The sequence below is a fragment of the Vibrio sp. Of14-4 genome (assembly GCF_022347625.1).
GTDB classification, from domain to species: Bacteria; Pseudomonadota; Gammaproteobacteria; order Enterobacterales; family Vibrionaceae; genus Vibrio; species Vibrio pristinus.
This window is the reverse complement of the sequence record NZ_JAKRGI010000005.1, coordinates 184,357-201,735: the sequence shown is the minus strand read 5'-3', so window position 1 is coordinate 201,735 and position 17,379 is coordinate 184,357. Positions and strand designations below refer to the sequence as shown.

Here is a 17,379-nt window from a genome sequence, read left to right as displayed (position 1 = left end):
AGCACTTTCTTGCATATTCCCGAAACGCCAACTAGCTTTTGATAACATAAATATAACAAAACTAATAAAATTTGTTGTTTTTAACGTATTTCCTGAACCCATTTGCCCAATAGGACTTTTTTGCGTCAGCAAGTTGTAGGCGTATTGGTGAAATCGTCATAGATGATGCCTCAAGAAAGAGGAGAGATCTTTTGAAAAGATTACAGGTAATACTGTGGCAACTGATCAATGTGTTGTTACTTGGTTTTGCTACACAAGTGAGTGCTGAACAGTCCTCATTGAATATGACTCAAGGTGTAACCGAAATCAGCAGTCAGGTCTATGACTTGCACATGCTAATATTTTATATCTGTTGTGCTATCGCGGTTGTGGTTTTTGGGGCGATGTTCTACTCCATGTATCACCATAGAAAGTCTAAAGGCGCTGTAGCTGCAAACTTTCATGAAAGCACAAAAGTTGAGGTCATTTGGACTGTCATTCCCATCATTATTTTGGTCCTAATGGCGATTCCGGCCACTCGCACTCTCGTTGCGATGGAGGACACTTCTCAATCCGATTTAACGGTTAAAATCACTGGTTCGCAGTGGAAGTGGCACTATAGCTATTTTGGTGAAGATGTAGACTTCTTCAGTTTGCTGGCGACCAGCCAAAAAGAGATAGAAGGTATTGAAGACAAAGGTGCTCACTATCTGCTAGAAGTTGATAATCCTCTCGTTTTGCCCATTAACCGAAAAGTACGATTCCTGATGACGTCTGATGATGTGATCCATTCTTGGTGGGTTCCAGACTTTGCTGTGAAAAAGGATACCATTCCTGGTTTTATTAACGAAGCGTGGACCCGTATAGACAAACCGGGTATCTACAGAGGTCAATGCGCGGAGCTGTGTGGTCGAGCTCATGGCTTTATGCCGATAGTTGTTCAAGCGATGGAAGAAGAAGACTATGACGCTTGGCTATTAGCAAAAAAAGCTGAAATAGAAAAAGCGAAGCAAGAAGCTGCGGCTTCTCTAACCGCATCATTATCTAAAGAAGATTTAATGTCGATTGGCGGCAAGATTTACATTGACCGATGTGCGGTTTGTCACCAAGCGAGTGGGGCTGGTATTCCCGGTGCATTTCCGGCAATTACGGGCAGTAAGATTGCAACAGGGAAAGTCTCAGATCACATCGATATTATCGTTAACGGCCGCTCAGGTACAGCCATGCAGTCGTTCGCCAACCAATTGTCCGATAAAGAAATTGCTGCGGTTGTGACGTATCAGAGAAATGGATTAGGAAACAACATGGGTGATCTTGTACAGGCATCCGATGTGAATGCATTTAAAGCTGCCAAGGAGGGACAATGAAAACGTCCAAACCTACCGAAAGCGTAAAATCAGCACCAGCGACAGATGCGGAACTCGTTGGCGCCAACAGTACCATCGCTCTTGATGATCATGATCATCATGATGCGCCTCAAGGGATAGCGCGATGGATATACTCGACTAACCATAAGGACATCGGGACACTTTACCTTTGGTTTAGCTTTATTATGTTTCTCACTGGCGGTGCTATGGCGATGATAATTCGTGCAGAGTTATTTCAGCCCGGATTACAGCTAGTGGAGCCACAGTTTTTCAATCAAATGACCACAGTGCATGGTCTGATTATGGTTTTTGGTGCTGTGATGCCTGCTTTCACCGGCCTAGCAAACTGGATGATTCCCCTTATGATTGGTGCGCCTGATATGGCCTTACCAAGAATGAACAACCTCAGTTTTTGGATTTTACCTTTTGCCTTCTTGATTTTGCTGGCTTCACTGTTTACTGAGGGTGGCGGCCCGGATTTTGGTTGGACTTTTTACGCGCCGCTCTCTACAACTTATGGTCCAGACAGCACTGCTCTGTTTGTGTTTGCGGTTCATATTATGGGGATCAGTTCTATCATGGGAGCAATCAATGTCATAGTGACTATTGTAAACATGAGAGCCCCTGGTATGACTTGGTTTAAAATGCCAATGTTTGTTTGGACTTGGTTGATCACCGCTTTCTTACTTATTGCTGTGATGCCTGTATTGGCAGGGGCAGTGACCATGGTGCTAACGGATAAATATTTTGGGACATCGTTTTTTGATGCGGCTGGGGGAGGAGATCCAGTGATGTTCCAGCACATCTTCTGGTTCTTTGGTCATCCAGAAGTGTATATCATGATATTACCGTCTTTTGGGATAGTCTCAGCCATTATTCCCGCGTTTAGTGGAAAAAAACTCTTTGGTTATCACTCGATGGTTTACGCTACCTGTAGCATTGCTTTATTGTCTTTCTTAGTGTGGGCACATCATATGTTTACAACGGGAATGCCGGTATTCGCAGAGCTTTTCTTCATGTATTGCACCATGTTAATTGCGGTGCCGACTGGGGTTAAAGTCTTTAACTGGGTTGCGACTATGTGGCGCGGCGCAATGACGTTCGAAACCCCAATGTTGTTTACCATTGCGTTTATTATACTATTTACAATTGGTGGCTTTTCCGGCTTGATGCTAGCGATTGTTCCTGCCGATTTTCAGTATCATGACACTTATTTTGTCGTTGCACATTTTCATTACGTTCTGGTTTCTGGTGCTGTGTTCTCAATTATGGCGGCCGCTTACTATTGGCTACCTAAATGGACGGGCTATATGTACGATAACCGACTGAGTTTGTGGCATTTTTGGTGCTCTGTTATCTCGGTTAATGTCTTGTTTTTCCCGATGCATTTTGTTGGATTAGCCGGAATGCCAAGACGCATACCAGATTATGCAATTCAGTTTGCCGACATCAATCAGATAGTGTCGATTGGTGGTTTTGCTTTTGGTTTGTCTCAGCTAATTTTCCTCTGGGTAGTGATTAAATGTATTCGAGGAGGAGAAAAAGCAGAGGCAAAAGTTTGGGATAGAGCGGAGGGCTTGGAATGGACAGTCCCAAGTCCTGCTCCTCATCATACCTTTTCAACTCCACCAAAGGTTGATTAGGGGGTCCGATGGATGAACAAGCGCAATCAAATAACAAACTCACGCTAAAGCTATTTGCTGCTGTATTGGCTATGTTTGGTTTTGGATTTGCACTCGTGCCTCTTTACGATGTGATGTGTGATACCTTGGGGATTAACGGTAAGACAAACAGCGAAGCGTCGATACAACCTCAAGGCATGGTGCCAGATACCAATCGAGTCATCAGAGTCGAATTTATGGCACATCTTAATCAGGGTATCCCTTGGGAGTTTAAACCCGAGGAGCAATATTTAGATGTGCACCCGGGTCAGGTGATTCAGACAGCATTTGTCGCTAAAAACAACTCATCGACGGCGATAATTGGGCAAGCGGTTCCTTCCGTCTCTCCTGGGCTTGGGGCGTCGTACTTTAATAAAATTGAGTGTTTTTGTTTTAACCATCAACCTCTGGAAAGTCTCGCCACGGCAGAAATGCCCCTGATTTTCTACATTGAGCCTGATATTCCAGATACGATACACACGCTAACACTGTCTTACACCCTTTATGATATTACAAATAAGGTTCCTCAGTCTGTAGAAGTGGCGCGAGTTGAACCTAGTGGCGATCTCATACAGCAAGGAGCGAAGCCGTGAGTTCAAAAAAGCAAGCTTATTATGTTCCGGCACAAAGTAGTTGGCCAATTGTTGGCGCCGTTTCACTATTTTTGATTGCCGTTGGTGCAGGGTTAACTGTACAGAATATGGCAGAAGGTGGTGGAGGTAGTATATTTGGCAAGTTTATACTGCTGTCTGGATTCCTATTTCTTCTTTACATGTTTGCTGGCTGGTTTAGTAGTGTCATTACAGAGTCCATGGAAGGGAAATATTCAGATCAAATGTCACGGTCATTTAGGCAAGGCATGAGTTGGTTTATTTTCTCTGAAGTCATGTTTTTTGGCGCCTTTTTCGGAGCACTATTTTACGCTAGGATGATTTCTGTACCTTGGCTTGGCGGTGCAAGTAACAATGCTATGACTCATGAGGTGCTATGGCCGGCATTTGAAGCACTTTGGCCATTGACCACAACACCAGATGGAACAACGACACAAGCTATGGGTTGGCAAGGTATTCCCTTGGCAAACACCATCATATTATTAGTGTCCTCTGTTACCTTGCATATGGCTCATATCAGTTTGGAGCAAAATAAGCGTATGGCTTTGATTGTTTGGCTTGAGCTGACAATCGTACTGGCCGGATTCTTCCTCTATTACCAAGGTGTTGAATATGTTCATGCTTATCAAGATTTAGACCTGACTCTACAGTCAGGAGTGTATGGTAATACCTTCTTCTTACTTACTGGCTTTCACGGTATGCATGTATTGTTGGGAACCATTATTCTGACCATACTGTTAGCTCGTATAGCCAAAGACCACTTCACACCTAAAGATCATTTCGCATTTCAAGCAGGAAGTTGGTATTGGCATTTTGTCGATGTTGTTTGGTTAAGCTTGTTTGTGTTTGTTTATGTGCTTTAAGTTGACTAATAGGGGCGTGAATTAGGCTCAATAACTCCGGTTAAAAGAGCGGCTATGAGAAGGGTTACGGCCAGAGCGGAAAGAAGAACTCGTCGTCCAAGGTAATGACTCATGGGTTTATTGTTATCAGTGTTGCCCTCTTCATCTGCTTGAGGACCTTTTACCATTTCGAACATCGCTTTTGCGAGATTTATAATGACAAAAAGCAGTAGCAATACCAATAGCGATTTAAAGATCAATACCATGACGTCTTCCCTATTTATGTCGTTGAAAAGTAGTTCAGTTTGGGTGGGGATGATCTTAACTTTGGTTGTATTTTCCATTTTGGTCAACCTAGGTTTTTGGCAATTTGGACGGTACAAAGAGAAAGCTGAAATTGAGCACGAGTTATTAAGGCGCGATCAATCTTCAGTTGTCTCGTTAGACGAATTACATTCGGTAGGTGTTGAATACTGGACCGGGATAAAAGTTATTGCAGAGTTAGTACCTATTGCAGACAAATATTTGCTACTTGATAACCAAGTTTTTAAGGGAGAAGTGGGCTATCTCGCCTATCAATTGATGGAATCAGCAACTGGAAGGGTAATATTAGTTGAAAGAGGATTTGTCCCTGCCAAAGAAGAACGCGCAAAGCTACCCGAAGTCACTTGGATAATGACGCCAATATCGCTCGTAGCGCGGTTATACCAACGCTCAGTGAACCCACTAAGTGACAGACTCTACTTAGAAACTGGCAGACAAAATAGAATTCAAAATTTGAACATTGAAGAGCTTGGTGAACTTTGGGGAAAAGATATTGAACCTTATTTGCTCCAACCTTTAGTAGACGGTTGGCCTTATCCCCAACCATGGCAGCCTCTGCCCCTTAGTTCAAGTAAACATCTGGGCTATGCCGTGCAGTGGTTTAGTATGGCAACAGCATTACTAATTTTAGTATTTTGGGTCTTAGTTAGGTCGTTCAGAAGAAGGGAGAAGCAAAATGGTGAGTAAGGTTGTTCGGGGTAGGGTAATGCTCGTGGCTTTGTTAACTTTTTTTGCTCTGCCAGCGGTAGTTGCTAAGTTTTTTTTGGTAAACCAATGGTATGAATCTGGCGTGACCAATAAAGGCCAACTTATTGAACCCAGACAAAGCTATGAAAACTTAGGAATCAACAATCCTTACTCCGGTCAGCAATGGCAACTGGGATATGTAGTGCCAGCCAAGTGCAATGAGTTTTGTTACCAGCAAGTTCATTTACTTGGTCAAAGTCATATCGCCTTAGGTAAATATCAAAATCGTGTCACTCCAGTGCTTTTATTGTCTGAGGTAAGCGATCGTGTGGCTATAGATAAGAGCTCATTTCAGCGTATTGAGATAAATGATGCGTTTCATAATCTGATCTCTGATTTTGAGTTAGTTATTGTGGATCCTCTGGGGCAATTGGTAATGCGTTATCCGATGGTCGAACGTGAAGGGGATTTGGTGAATCAAAGCAAAGATATTTTAACCGATTTACGTAAGTTGCTGAAGTTATCCAGAGTAGGGTAAACCAGTTTCCGATGTCTCTTGTCTTTTTGGTAGTGCAACTCTCACTGGTTGAGTGGGTCTTCATGGAAGGAGTTTGGTTATGGGATTGACCAATTTAGTTCGTGTCACCTTAGTCATGACATTTATTGTTATTTTATTGGGTGCTTATACTCGATTGGCAGATGCAGGGCTTGGGTGCCCAGATTGGCCAGGGTGCTATGGCCATTTGACAGTGCCTGATGAACAACATGAAATAGCACTCGCTGAGTCTCTCTATCCTGATTTAACTATCGAAGCTAACAAAGCTTGGCTAGAGATGATCCATCGATATTTTGCTGGAATTTTAGGTGTGCTGATTTTTGCTATTTCTGCAAAAGCTTTTAAGCATGATGAAGTATCGAATGTATTGCCTATTACCCTATCTGTTGTTGTAATTTTTCAGGCTTTGCTAGGTATGTGGACAGTTACGATGAAATTGATGCCGATTGTCGTTATGGGGCACCTTCTTGGCGGATTTACGCTATTTTGTTTACTTGCACTTCTATATTGGCAGTTGTCGGGTAAAGTTACTTCGAAAAAAGAAGTGCTACCGCCCTATCTTAAGGGTATTAAGTGGCTTGCCTCAATAACACTATGCTTGGCCATTATTCAGATTGCGCTTGGTGGATGGACGTCTTCTAACTATGCGGCTTTGATGTGTAAAGATTTACCAATTTGTGAGGGTAACTGGCAAGAGTATCTTGATTTCGACGGTGCATTTACCTTTATTCAGCCAGAGCAGCCAAGTTATGAATTTGGTACGCTTGATTATGGCGCTCGGATGACTATTCATGTCACGCATAGATTTGGAGCTATGCTGCTTACCCTTGTATCTTTGTGTTTGATAGTCTCTTTACTACTGACAAAAATTTCCAGCTTAAAATGGACGGCTTTGAGATTGTGTTGCTTATTGACGTTTCAGATAGGACTTGGCATCACCAATGTTGTGTATAGCCTTCCTATGGTTATTGCAGTTGCGCATAATTTAGTTGCGGTCTTATTACTTGTCTCTATTTTACACGCCAATGTTCAACTATGGCGCAAAGAAGTAGTTGATGATCTGACGATTTCCAACCTTATCGGCAAGGAGAGAGAGCTATGAATAACACCATCAGCCGAGTATCCGAACAAGAGCGCTCCCTATGGCGAGTTTATTTGACCTTGACCAAACCTAAAGTGGTTGCATTGATGCTACTGACGGCTTTAGTGGGTATGTGTTTAGCGGTTCCCGGCGTATTACCTATACAGGAAGCCATACTAGGTTTGGTCGGGATTGCCTTTATGGCGGGTTCAGCTGCAGCCTTTAACCATTTAATCGATAGGCGAATTGACGCCATAATGGCGAGGACATATAAACGGCCATTACCGTCAGGAGAGCTTCAGACGAGCAATGTGTTTGTATTCGCGAGTGGCTTGGGTTTAGCTGGGTTCTTGGTTTTATACGTGGGTGTTAATGGTCTTACGGCTTGGCTGACTTTTGCAAGTTTACTTGGGTATGCGGCGATTTATACTATGTACTTAAAACGAGAAACGCCACAAAATATTGTCATCGCAGGTATGGCAGGGGCTATGCCACCTCTGCTGGGATGGACATCAGTGACAGGTGAACTACATGCCAATGCATGGCTACTTGTCATGATTATTTTCATTTGGACACCACCTCATTTTTGGGCATTAGCAATCCATCGTAAAGAAGATTATGCCAAAGCTGAAATACCCATGTTGCCAGTTACTCATGGGGAAGAATACACAAAAACGTCTATTTTACTGTATACGATCTTGCTGTTTGTTGTCTGTTTATTACCTGTGCTGGTAGGTATGGCTGGGGTGTTTTATCTAGTGAGCGCAACTATTCTGTCAGTTCTATTTATGTATCATGCGTGGAAGCTAAAATTTGAACCATCCAAGAATCAGGCAATCACCACGTTTAAGTTTTCAATATGGCATCTGATGCTATTATTCTCAGCTTTATTAGTTGACCACTATTTTGTATGAACTTATCTATTTCAAAATTCTTAGCGGGAATTTTGGAATTTTAAACTCTTTTTCTCTAGCCTTTTGAATAAAGCAGAAAATGTTGCGCAAAATATCAAGTAAACAGCACCCACGATAAGCCATATCTCAAAGATTAGGCCAGATGAGTTAGCCATTTCGGTGCCTACAAACGTCATTTCTTGAATAGAAATAAGAGATACAATAGACGTATCCTTTACTAAGGATATGGCTTGTCCTGCCAATGCAGGCGTAATGGTTATGAGTACTTGTGGTGCGATAACAAATCGATATTTGGCCCACATTGAGAGTCCGAGAGCATCTGCCGCCTCCCATTGACCTCTTGGTATGTTTGCCAGACCTGAACGAACGATTTCAGCAATATAAGCCGAAGATAAAATACTGATACACAGAACACCCGAAAGTAAGTTTTCCCATAGAGGCTTGGGTCCAAACAACCAAATTTGCCAAATTTGAGTTGTTTCAGAACCATCTCGCAATACACTGTCTAGGCCTAATCCCGGGATGAGCTGATTAGAGATAAAAAAGTAAAATATAAATACGAAGACAAGCGGTGGGATATTACGGATAAGCAATATGTACATATTGGCTATAGAGCGCAGTAGATAAATAGAGGAATGTCGTGATAAGCCAACCAGAACACCGACAGGGAGTGCTAAAAATACCCCCCATAAGCTTAGCCTTAATGTCGCGATCACACCCTGAAAAAAATAGGGAATGCTGCCGTCAGCACGTGGAGTAAAAATGAGAATCACTGCTTCCTTCCAGCGCCAAATATACTCAATGCCGACCTCAGATCTGTGATATATCCAAATTCCAGCGATGCTGACGGCAAACAATATCGCTAAGTCCAGTCTATTCAATTTTAGGCAGGGCTTCTTTTCAGGCTTTTGGGGGCTTAAGGTTTTGGTTATATCCACATCATTGTCTCATTCTAACTATCTGCTCAGGTTTTGGGATAAATAGATAGGCGTCAATTGCTTATTTATTTTTGCCAATCTAATGTAGAAAACCAGTACTCGTAGCGCTGTTCTAGCCATCCATCTTCAATTCGATCATTGATCCAATGATCAAAGAAAGCTTGTTTATCCGTCTCGCCTAAACGAACCGCAAAAGCTTCATTGCCTTTTGATAGACGTTTGTTGAAGGGGATGAACAAGGTATTAGCGTGTTTTACGGCTTCATGTTCGGGTTTTGGGCTAGAGGCAATAACTGCATGTGCGTTTCCATTTAGAACTTCCTGAAAGGCTTGAGCTTCGTCATCAAACTGAAGAATTTTTGCTTTCGGGAAAGCCTCACGGGCGACTTGAACGGTAAAGGCCCCTCGTCGTGCTGCAATTTTGATACGTCTTGAATTAAAGTCACTGATTTTCGAAAACCCTTCAGCTAGTTGTTTGTTGGCAGCAACTTGAACACCGGAATGTGAATAGGGTTGGGTAAAAAGCACACTTTTAGAACGCTCATCCGTTATGCTCATTCCGCCAATAATGACATCAAATTTCTTCGCCAAAAGAGCTGGAATAATGCCATCCCAAGCGGTAGGAACAAACTTAATTTTCCAACCTGAGTCTGCTGCTAAACGTTTCGCCACATCAATTTCAAATCCGATTAGTTCGCCCTGTTTGTCACGCATTGCCCAAGGAACAAATGTTGACATGCCGACACGTAAAGTACCTCTTTGATTGATCTCATCTAGGTTTGGGGTGTTACTAGCTTGAACATACATTGGAGTTACTATAGAAATTATTGTTATTAATGATGCCCAGATTTTATGAACTGAGAGCTTTTGATATCTAAATATGTTCATTTTCTATCCTACTTTGAAGCGCGCCAGCTAGTTCCCAGTTTGTATTCTAACCAGACTGAAAGACCAGAGAGCGATAGAGTGAGTGCTAAATATATTGCAGCAACAGTGAACCATATTTCAAATGGCATAGCCGTTTCTGACACTATGTTGCGCCCTTCTGTCGTCAAATCAAAAATAGCCATGACGCTGACAATAGAAGAGTTTTTAACCAAAGACACAACTTCATTGGTTAAAGGTGGTAACGTACGTTGTAACAACTGCGGGAATATGATTTTGTAAAAGGTCACAAACGGACCAAGGGCAAGGGAAGAGGCTGCCTCAAACTGACCTCGCGGTATACCATTCAAACCTCCTCTAAGGATCTCAGCCGTGTAGGCACCTTGAAAAAGAGACAGAGCAAGAATAGCGCTCGTCATTCTATCAATGCCTAGAACAGGACCAAAAATAAAGTACAGCAGGTAGATTTGCACTAAGAGTGGGGTGTTGCGAATCACTTCAATGTAAAGTGTTGCCAATAGTCGCCCGATGATAGAATCAGAAAGTTTGAGTAGAGCAGTGGCAACACCTATCAACAAGGTAAATATCAAGCTGAGAAATGAAATTTTTATGGTGACGATCAAACCTTCAATTAACTCGGCAGGCCACCACTGTCCCTGTTCATAAAAAGCAATAAAATCAGGTACTCTTTGCCACTGCCATTGGTAGTCCATCGCTTTTGCGCCAGAGTCAAGAACCCACCCCAAAATGATGACTAAGACAAGGATCTGCACTACCGTAGAAGCAATGGGTCTAAACATTTTTAAAATCATTGGTGACTCATAAACTGATCTAAACATTTTTAAAATCATTGGTGACTCATAAACTGATCTAAACATTTTTAAAATCATTGGTGACTCATAAACTGATCTAAAAAGTGTTGAGCTCTCGGATGTTGCGGTTGATTGAAAAATTGTTCTGGTGGTGCAACTTCAATTATTTTTCCTTGCTCCATAAATACCACTCTGTCTGCTATTCTCTGCGCAAAACTGACGTCGTGGGTGATGCATATCATGGTCATGCCCGATTTGGCGATATCTGTAATGATATTCAAGACGTCATGTTTTGTCTGCGGGTCTAGCGCTGATGTTGGTTCATCGAACAGTAGCACTTCGGGTTGCATACAAAGCGATCGAGCAATAGCCACGCGTTGTTTTTGGCCACTTGATAGCTGGACTGGAAATTGATCAGCCTGATCGGTCATACCAACTTGGTTGAGAAAGTGCATGGCGTTTTTGAGTGCCTCTCGTCTTGAAAGATTCAATGTTCGGGTTGGTGCTAGTATCAGGTTGTCAAGAATACTAAGATGCGGAAATAGATGAAAATGCTGGAAAACCATATCAACTTTATCGGACGGCGTAGTTGAAATTGGCTGCCCAAAGACTTTAATTACACCTTTCGAAATGCTTTCTAGCCCGTTGACAGCTCTTATGAGCGTTGATTTTCCAGACCCTGAAGGGCCGCAGATCACTAGTTTCTCACCTTTCTTTACTGACAATTGAATGTCTGTAAGGGCTTTTAACTCTCCATATTGCTTATTAACATCTATCAATTCGACGGCATTCATGCAAAAACCAAGTGCGCATATTATTGTATTTTTACCATACATAGATCATAACGATATTGCATCTAACTTTGAACAAAGTGAGTGATAAAAGCTTGTGTTGACTCATAATTTTTATGATGTAACCTTGAGTTTACGCATGTTGTGCAAGCCAAAGAAAGAAACTATATTGCATTTTATTTGAAAAAATGGTTGCAAGGTTCGTTTTTGATAGATAAGTTACACCCTAGCCCAAGACGATAATTGAGTATTTAAGTGTGCCATGTATGAAGTGCACTACTCATGCTAAGAAAAATAGGAAGACGTAGCAATGTTCCAGACCGATGATGTACGAATTAGTAAAGTTAAAGAGTTATTACCACCAGTAGCGGTATTGGAAAAGTTTCCTGCTACTGAGACAGCGTCTTCTACAACCTTTCAATCTCGTCAAGATATTTCAAAAATTCTTCGTGGTGAAGATGATAGATTACTTGTGATTGTCGGCCCATGCTCGATCCATGATCCACAAGCGGCAATCGAATACGGAAAGCGATTGAAGGTCTTGCGAGACGAGCTGGGTGACAGACTCGAAGTTGTGATGCGAGTGTATTTTGAAAAACCGCGTACAACGGTAGGTTGGAAGGGTCTTATTAATGACCCTTACATGAATGACACGTTTAAAATCAATGATGGTTTGCGCATTGGTCGTAAGCTTCTGCTTGATTTGACGGATCTTGGTCTACCTACCGCAAGTGAATTTCTTGATATGATCACGCCTCAGTATGTGGCTGATCTTATTAGCTGGGGGGCGATTGGTGCGCGCACAACCGAATCTCAAGTCCACCGTGAATTGGCATCGGGCCTTTCTTGCCCAGTCGGATTTAAGAATGGAACCGATGGTAATATTAAAATTGCTTCAGACGCGATTCGAAGTGCGAGTGCATCACACCACTTCTTATCAGTGACTAAGTATGGCCATTCTGCCATTGTAGAAACGGCAGGTAACTCGGATTGTCATATTATTCTGCGTGGCGGTAAAGAGCCTAACTATAGTGCAGCGCATGTGAGTGAGATTAAATCTCAGCTAGAAGCTTCCGGCTTGCCGCAAAAAGTGATGATTGATTTTAGCCATGCCAACAGCTCTAAACAATATCAGCGCCAGATGGTAGTTGCAGAGGATGTGGCTGGTCAAATCGCTTCTGGCGAAGATGCTGTCTTTGGTGTGATGATTGAGTCACACTTGGTCGAAGGCCGTCAAGACTTGGCTGATGGTAAAGCTGAAACTTATGGACAATCAATTACCGATGCGTGCATTGGCTGGCAAGATACCGAAAAAGTTCTTCGTCAACTAGCCGATGCAGTAGAAGCGCGTCGTCAGCGATAAGCCCATACAATGCAAAGAAACAGTAAAGGCAGAGTGATCTGCCTTTTTTATTGCTGAAAATAGAGTTAGTGTTCGGAATTTGTCGGGTATTACATATTCGAGTTTTGATATTTGCTCACTATTAACACAGAGAACAAACTATGATTTCGAGCGGTGAAACTGTCAATCACATCCTAACTCCAGTGTCTTATAAGAAACGAAATTATGATTGGTTCTCGGCTAGTCAATATAAAACAGTGATTCTTTAAATTCTTCTAACTTTAGTTATATCCACCATTCAATATGTCTAAATTATTGATTATTTGAGGGAATACTATAGGATTAATAATAATTATGGTAACCAGTTAGCCAATAGCTCATTAGGCGCTTTATAACAGAGAATATGATGACCAAAGTCAAAGACACCTTGAGTTTGAAAGGCGATACATCTAATCCATTTCCTGAGCCATTCAAATCTCTACTTGGTCAGGCAGAATGTAAAAGCTTAGGCGGTCTTTTTGGTTTAACTCAGTTTGGAGTAAATCTTGAAGTTTTAGAGCCTGATGCTCAGTCCGCGTTAAGACATTGGCATACAAAGTCTGATGAGTTTGTTTATGTGTTAAGTGGTGAGCTTTGTTTGGTCACAGATGATGGTGAACAGACTATGCGAGCGGGAATGTGTGCAGGCTTTCCTGCCGGTATTGAGAATGGGCACCACCTAATTAATCGAAGTAGTGATCAAGCAACATTTATTGTTATTGGCAGTCGCGAGTTGGGGGATGAAGTTCACTACCCAGACGATGACTTTAAATGGGTAGTTAACAGTTCAGGTAAGTGGATAGCGTGTAAGAAAGATGGAACAACTTATTAATAATATGGTCCCTTCAAATTACCTGTCAAAGTCGATGTCACCAATTAAATTCAGGTGAGTTAAGATTAATTAAGTACTATATATAAGGAAGTCACTAGTTGTCATCAGTTCAAATAGCACGATACATCATTAGTTTTAGTTGGTTGTATCACGGAATATTCCCTAAACTTGTCCATATTGCACCTTTGGAAAGGTTATTAACTGGAAGCTTCGGTTTTTCAGATGAAGTTTCCTATCTTGTCACTAAATCTGCGGGTTTTTCTGAAGTGATATTTGGTGTTGTCGTATTTGTTTTCTATCGCTCAAAGTTTGTCATTATGCTAAACATATTCGCACTTATTGGGTTACTCATATTGGTTGCTTTTTTACAGCCCTTATTGCTAGTCGAAGCATTTAATCCAGTAACCACTAATATTCCGTTAATTGGATTAAGTTTTATTTTAGTTAAAAATATAAAACCACTTGGGCAGAGTTGAGTGTATAAGTTTCAATCAGTTAGAAATAGGATTGATTGTTATTAGGATTTTATTTTTTAGAGGCTAGAGAAAGGATGATTCAGAGCATTTATGATCAAATGTGGACAAGTTTTAAATTAGCGTCTGAATGCAACGATTATGAATTAGATCCTTACTTATTGAATATTGAGAAGGATAATAGAAGAGGTATTAGTGTTTTAGCATATTTAAAACAGGGTAATCGCTCTGTTCTTGATGAAATCATGCACTTTCAGAAAATGGTAAGAACTATTGAACCTGATCAGTACTTTCACCCATTAGATGAACTTCACCTAACTATTCTTTCAGTAATCTCATGCATACCTAAATTCAGGCTTAGCGACATCAATATCCAAGACTATGCAGAAATATTCCAGTCAGCCTTATGCTCTATATCTACGATAGAAGTTAAATATCGGGGTGTTAGCGCATCATCAAACTGTGTGGTTATTCAGGGCTTCCCTGTCAATGATGCTTTGCAATGTTTCAGAAATGCGCTTCGGAGTAACCTGATTAAGGCAGGGTTAAGAGCTACGTTTGATAGTCGATATACCCTAGTGGCAGCTCATAGTTCGATTATTCGATTTAAGGTCCCAATTCACGATGGTCAAAAGCTTTTGGCACTGTGCCAAGAATATCGAGATTATGATTTTGGTAGTATTATTCTTGAAGATTTTGAACTGGTGTTTAACAACTGGTATCAGAACTTAGCAGTAACAAAGTCTTTAGCTTGTGGTTCAGTCTCACAATAAGCATAAACAGTCGATTTAGGCTGAGCTATGACGACAAACATCCGTCTCTTTAGTACATCGAAAATTTGCGGTGACATCTTTTATAAGCTAACTCGATTTCACCAACATACATTTCAACACTTCACCGTTTTTATTCTCCATGATGCTCTTGCCTATGAGCCATATGAAAATGTCATTTTTTGACTATTGAAACAATAAATACTGTACCTTTTTAAGCTGTTATTTTGACTAATGATATTTAAATGATAAGGGGCTTAAAGTGGCATGATTACCTATATTGATAGAGATATTTTCTACTTTCTCAAAAAAGTTCCAATCTAATTTCTAAAAATGTGAACTTGATCTTGTGTTATTTCATAAATATCAATAATGAGAAAAAACCTTTATATTCATTAGGTTAAAAATTAATCATATTTTTATTAGTTCAGTAATTGCTAATTTACCCTTTAAATATGAAACCATACGCACTTCACTTTTGATTTTTTCGTACTACTTTATAAATGTTCATGAAAAAGCTTGGTTTTCTGAGTGTTATGTGAACAAAGGTTATAACCCTATATGGACGTTAAATTATGAAAATTAAATTATTAGCCGCTTTGGTTGCGGCAACAGCATGTGGTTCAAACGCTTTTGCAGCAGAAGTTTATAACAGTGAAGGCACAACTCTCTCTATTGGCGGCCACGTCTCTGTGGGTGTCGGTGAGTATGAAAAGGACACAGACCTGACTGAAGAAGAAAGAAATGATGTAGAAGTAGAGCAGGTATCCCCTCGTATCAATATTGCAGGCTCTCAAGATGTTGGCAATGGTGTCGTTGTCGATATGAAAGGCGAGTGGGCACTTAGCTACCTTAGTGGTGGTTCTACTTCTTTCACAACTCGTTTGGGTTATATTGGCGTTACCCATGAAGAGATGGGCCGTATGGTTGTGGGTACTCAGTGGTCACCTTACTACGATGTGGGTGGTGTAGCAGACTTGCCTATCGCTTTTGCTAATGATTTCTTATATGACTCGCATAACCTAATGGGCTCGGCTCGTGCAGAGCGAATGGTAAGCTATAGAAAGTCATTTGCAGTTGCTGAAGATGGTATATTTAACCTAGGTCTTGGTTGGCAAGGAGAGCAAAGTGGAGCTACAAAAGACACTGATGCGAGAATGCAGGCAGCTGTAAGTTTTAGTATGATGGACTTTGGATTGGGCTACGCATATTCTGGCGGAGATCGCACAGTTAGTGGAGTTGATGAAGACGCGACTTCTCATATCTTCTCGCTTAATTATGGCTCATACGGTTCTGGGGTTTATGCGGCTTTAGTTTATGGTATGAATGAGTACTTCTATAGCAGCCTTAAAGAAACGGTTCAGCTAGAAGGCTTACTTGCTTACGGTATGGATAACGGCCTTAATATCAGTGTTAACTATGAGTCTGTTGAGAATGATACAACCAGCAAAACTCTATTTAGTACATCTGCACTTCAGTTAGAGTATACAGTCGCTCCAAGTTTTGTGACCTTTGCAGGTTATGAAGTAGACCTAGGAGATGACGATGATGCAACAAAAGACGATGATAAGTGGATTGTCGGTGCTCGTTACTTCCTATAATTCAATAATCCAACTGCCTTAACACGCATTTGTGTCAACGCCTATTCAACTTTGAATAGGCGTTTTTGTATTGTTCGATAAACTTTGTGCATTATCTCAATCTTTATTGTGCTGTGTATCGACGACATACAGATTTCTATTACCATCTAGCTGAGTGAATGATAACAGGGAGCGCACATGAACTCGGTTAAACTTGGCAGTAACCCAATTCAGCCTACCAAGATTTTGTGTATTGGTCGAAACTATCACGACCATATTAAAGAGCTGAATAACTCAGTTCCTGACGAAATGGTAGTGTTTAATAAACCACCTTCATCGATAGGTTCCCAGTTATGTTCTTACCATGGAGAAACGATTCATTATGAGAGTGAGATTTGTTTTTTGGTTAAGAATGGGCAATATTGCGCGGTAGGGTTTGGGTTGGATTTAACTAAACGTGAATTGCAGTCAAAACTCAAAAGTAAGGGGCTACCATGGGAGCGTGCGAAGGCGTTTGATGGATCGGCAGTGTTTAGTCGTTTTCTTCCAATTGAAGGCGTTCACATTGAGTCTTTGCAAGTTGAGTTATTTATTAACTGTGTTCGAGTACAAAAAGGTTTGGTTGCGGACATGATTTATTCGCCATCATCGATCTTGGAGGAACTGACGACTTATACCAGGTTAGAGGATGGAGACATTATCATGACGGGAACCCCACAAGGTGTTGGTGAAGTACATCAAGGCGATGTTTTTTTAGGGAGACTAAGCAGCCAAAATAAAATTTTGTTGGAAGTGGAGTGGATTGCACAATAGGTAATTGTCACTTTTGACAATATTAATGCTTGAGTAAGATATTGCCCTGCAAGTATTTTAACTTAGGTTACAGGGCATGAAAT

General features: G+C 41.2%; 18 protein-coding genes and 1 pseudogene. 14 read left to right on the top strand and 5 right to left on the bottom strand.

Features of this window, described 5'->3' with window-relative positions:
- Window positions 1-191 precede the first annotated feature (191 nt).
- The 4 genes from coxB to MHN79_RS07470 are packed head-to-tail and all read left to right on the top strand — an operon-like array spanning window position 192 to window position 4,481.
- On the top strand, window positions 192-1,346 hold the full coding sequence (coxB, locus tag MHN79_RS07485) for a cytochrome c oxidase subunit II (RefSeq protein ID WP_239172362.1): 1,155 nt from the start codon (window positions 192-194) through the stop codon (window positions 1,344-1,346).
- Complete coding sequence (gene ctaD / locus MHN79_RS07480) at window positions 1,343-2,989, top strand: cytochrome c oxidase subunit I (RefSeq protein WP_239172361.1); 1,647 nt, start codon at window positions 1,343-1,345, stop codon at window positions 2,987-2,989. The genes coxB and ctaD overlap by 4 nt, the downstream gene beginning before the upstream one ends.
- 8 nt (window positions 2,990-2,997) lie before the next feature.
- The gene (locus tag MHN79_RS07475; RefSeq protein ID WP_239172360.1) at window positions 2,998-3,600 is read left to right on the top strand and encodes a cytochrome c oxidase assembly protein; all 603 of its coding nucleotides are present in this window, start codon (window positions 2,998-3,000) and stop codon (window positions 3,598-3,600) included.
- Window positions 3,597-4,481 (top strand): cytochrome c oxidase subunit 3, encoded by an 885-nt coding sequence (locus tag MHN79_RS07470; protein ID WP_239172359.1) that lies wholly within the window; start codon window positions 3,597-3,599, stop codon window positions 4,479-4,481. The genes MHN79_RS07475 and MHN79_RS07470 overlap by 4 nt, the downstream gene beginning before the upstream one ends.
- 5 nt (window positions 4,482-4,486) lie before the next feature.
- On the opposite strand, the gene MHN79_RS07465 is transcribed toward MHN79_RS07470, so the two are convergent.
- A complete protein-coding gene (locus MHN79_RS07465; RefSeq protein WP_152432198.1) occupies window positions 4,487-4,726 on the bottom strand; it encodes a DUF2909 domain-containing protein in 240 nt (79 codons plus the stop codon).
- Here MHN79_RS07465 and MHN79_RS07460 point away from each other — a divergent pair.
- From MHN79_RS07460 to cyoE, 4 genes are all read left to right on the top strand, one after another.
- Entirely contained in the window at window positions 4,725-5,471 is a 747-nt protein-coding gene (locus tag MHN79_RS07460) for an SURF1 family protein (protein ID WP_239172358.1), read from the top strand. The genes MHN79_RS07465 and MHN79_RS07460 overlap by 2 nt on opposite strands.
- Window positions 5,461-6,009, top strand: a complete 549-nt coding sequence (locus MHN79_RS07455) for a hypothetical protein (protein WP_239172357.1) — start codon at window positions 5,461-5,463, stop codon at window positions 6,007-6,009. The genes MHN79_RS07460 and MHN79_RS07455 overlap by 11 nt, the downstream gene beginning before the upstream one ends.
- A gap of 79 nt (window positions 6,010-6,088) precedes the next feature.
- A complete protein-coding gene (locus MHN79_RS07450; RefSeq protein ID WP_239172356.1) occupies window positions 6,089-7,129 on the top strand; it encodes a COX15/CtaA family protein in 1,041 nt (346 codons plus the stop codon).
- Window positions 7,126-8,022, top strand: a complete 897-nt coding sequence (gene cyoE / locus MHN79_RS07445) for a heme o synthase (RefSeq protein ID WP_239172355.1) — start codon at window positions 7,126-7,128, stop codon at window positions 8,020-8,022. Before MHN79_RS07450 ends, cyoE begins: the two co-directional genes overlap by 4 nt.
- 20 nt (window positions 8,023-8,042) lie before the next feature.
- On the opposite strand, the gene MHN79_RS07440 is transcribed toward cyoE, so the two are convergent.
- The 4 genes and pseudogenes from MHN79_RS07440 to MHN79_RS07425 all read right to left on the bottom strand — a co-directional run bounded on the left by MHN79_RS07440 (window position 8,043) and on the right by MHN79_RS07425 (window position 11,450).
- Window positions 8,043-8,954 (bottom strand): amino acid ABC transporter permease, encoded by a 912-nt coding sequence (locus MHN79_RS07440; RefSeq protein ID WP_239172392.1) that lies wholly within the window; start codon window positions 8,952-8,954, stop codon window positions 8,043-8,045.
- A 71-nt stretch (window positions 8,955-9,025) separates the two neighbouring features.
- Window positions 9,026-9,754 (bottom strand): annotated as a pseudogene (locus MHN79_RS07435) (transporter substrate-binding domain-containing protein); the annotation flags it as partial.
- Between the two features lie 101 nt (window positions 9,755-9,855).
- Complete coding sequence (locus MHN79_RS07430; RefSeq protein WP_239172353.1) at window positions 9,856-10,656, bottom strand: amino acid ABC transporter permease; 801 nt, start codon at window positions 10,654-10,656, stop codon at window positions 9,856-9,858.
- A 74-nt stretch (window positions 10,657-10,730) separates the two neighbouring features.
- A complete protein-coding gene (locus MHN79_RS07425; RefSeq protein ID WP_239172352.1) occupies window positions 10,731-11,450 on the bottom strand; it encodes an amino acid ABC transporter ATP-binding protein in 720 nt (239 codons plus the stop codon).
- A 307-nt stretch (window positions 11,451-11,757) separates the two neighbouring features.
- Here MHN79_RS07425 and aroG point away from each other — a divergent pair, with 307 nt between their 5' ends.
- The 6 genes from aroG to MHN79_RS07395 all read left to right on the top strand — a co-directional run bounded on the left by aroG (window position 11,758) and on the right by MHN79_RS07395 (window position 17,296).
- Entirely contained in the window at window positions 11,758-12,810 is a 1,053-nt protein-coding gene (gene aroG, locus MHN79_RS07420) for a 3-deoxy-7-phosphoheptulonate synthase AroG (protein WP_239172351.1), read from the top strand.
- 382 nt (window positions 12,811-13,192) lie between these two features.
- On the top strand, window positions 13,193-13,660 hold the full coding sequence (locus tag MHN79_RS07415; RefSeq protein ID WP_239172350.1) for a cupin domain-containing protein: 468 nt from the start codon (window positions 13,193-13,195) through the stop codon (window positions 13,658-13,660).
- A gap of 98 nt (window positions 13,661-13,758) precedes the next feature.
- Complete coding sequence (locus MHN79_RS07410; protein WP_239172349.1) at window positions 13,759-14,136, top strand: DoxX-like family protein; 378 nt, start codon at window positions 13,759-13,761, stop codon at window positions 14,134-14,136.
- Window positions 14,137-14,210: 74 nt separating this feature from the next.
- Complete coding sequence (locus tag MHN79_RS07405; RefSeq protein WP_239172348.1) at window positions 14,211-14,906, top strand: hypothetical protein; 696 nt, start codon at window positions 14,211-14,213, stop codon at window positions 14,904-14,906.
- Between the two features lie 572 nt (window positions 14,907-15,478).
- Window positions 15,479-16,504 (top strand): porin, encoded by a 1,026-nt coding sequence (locus tag MHN79_RS07400; protein WP_239172347.1) that lies wholly within the window; start codon window positions 15,479-15,481, stop codon window positions 16,502-16,504.
- A 177-nt stretch (window positions 16,505-16,681) separates the two neighbouring features.
- The gene (locus tag MHN79_RS07395) at window positions 16,682-17,296 is read left to right on the top strand and encodes a fumarylacetoacetate hydrolase family protein (RefSeq protein ID WP_239172346.1); all 615 of its coding nucleotides are present in this window, start codon (window positions 16,682-16,684) and stop codon (window positions 17,294-17,296) included.
- Window positions 17,297-17,379: the final 83 nt, after the last annotated feature.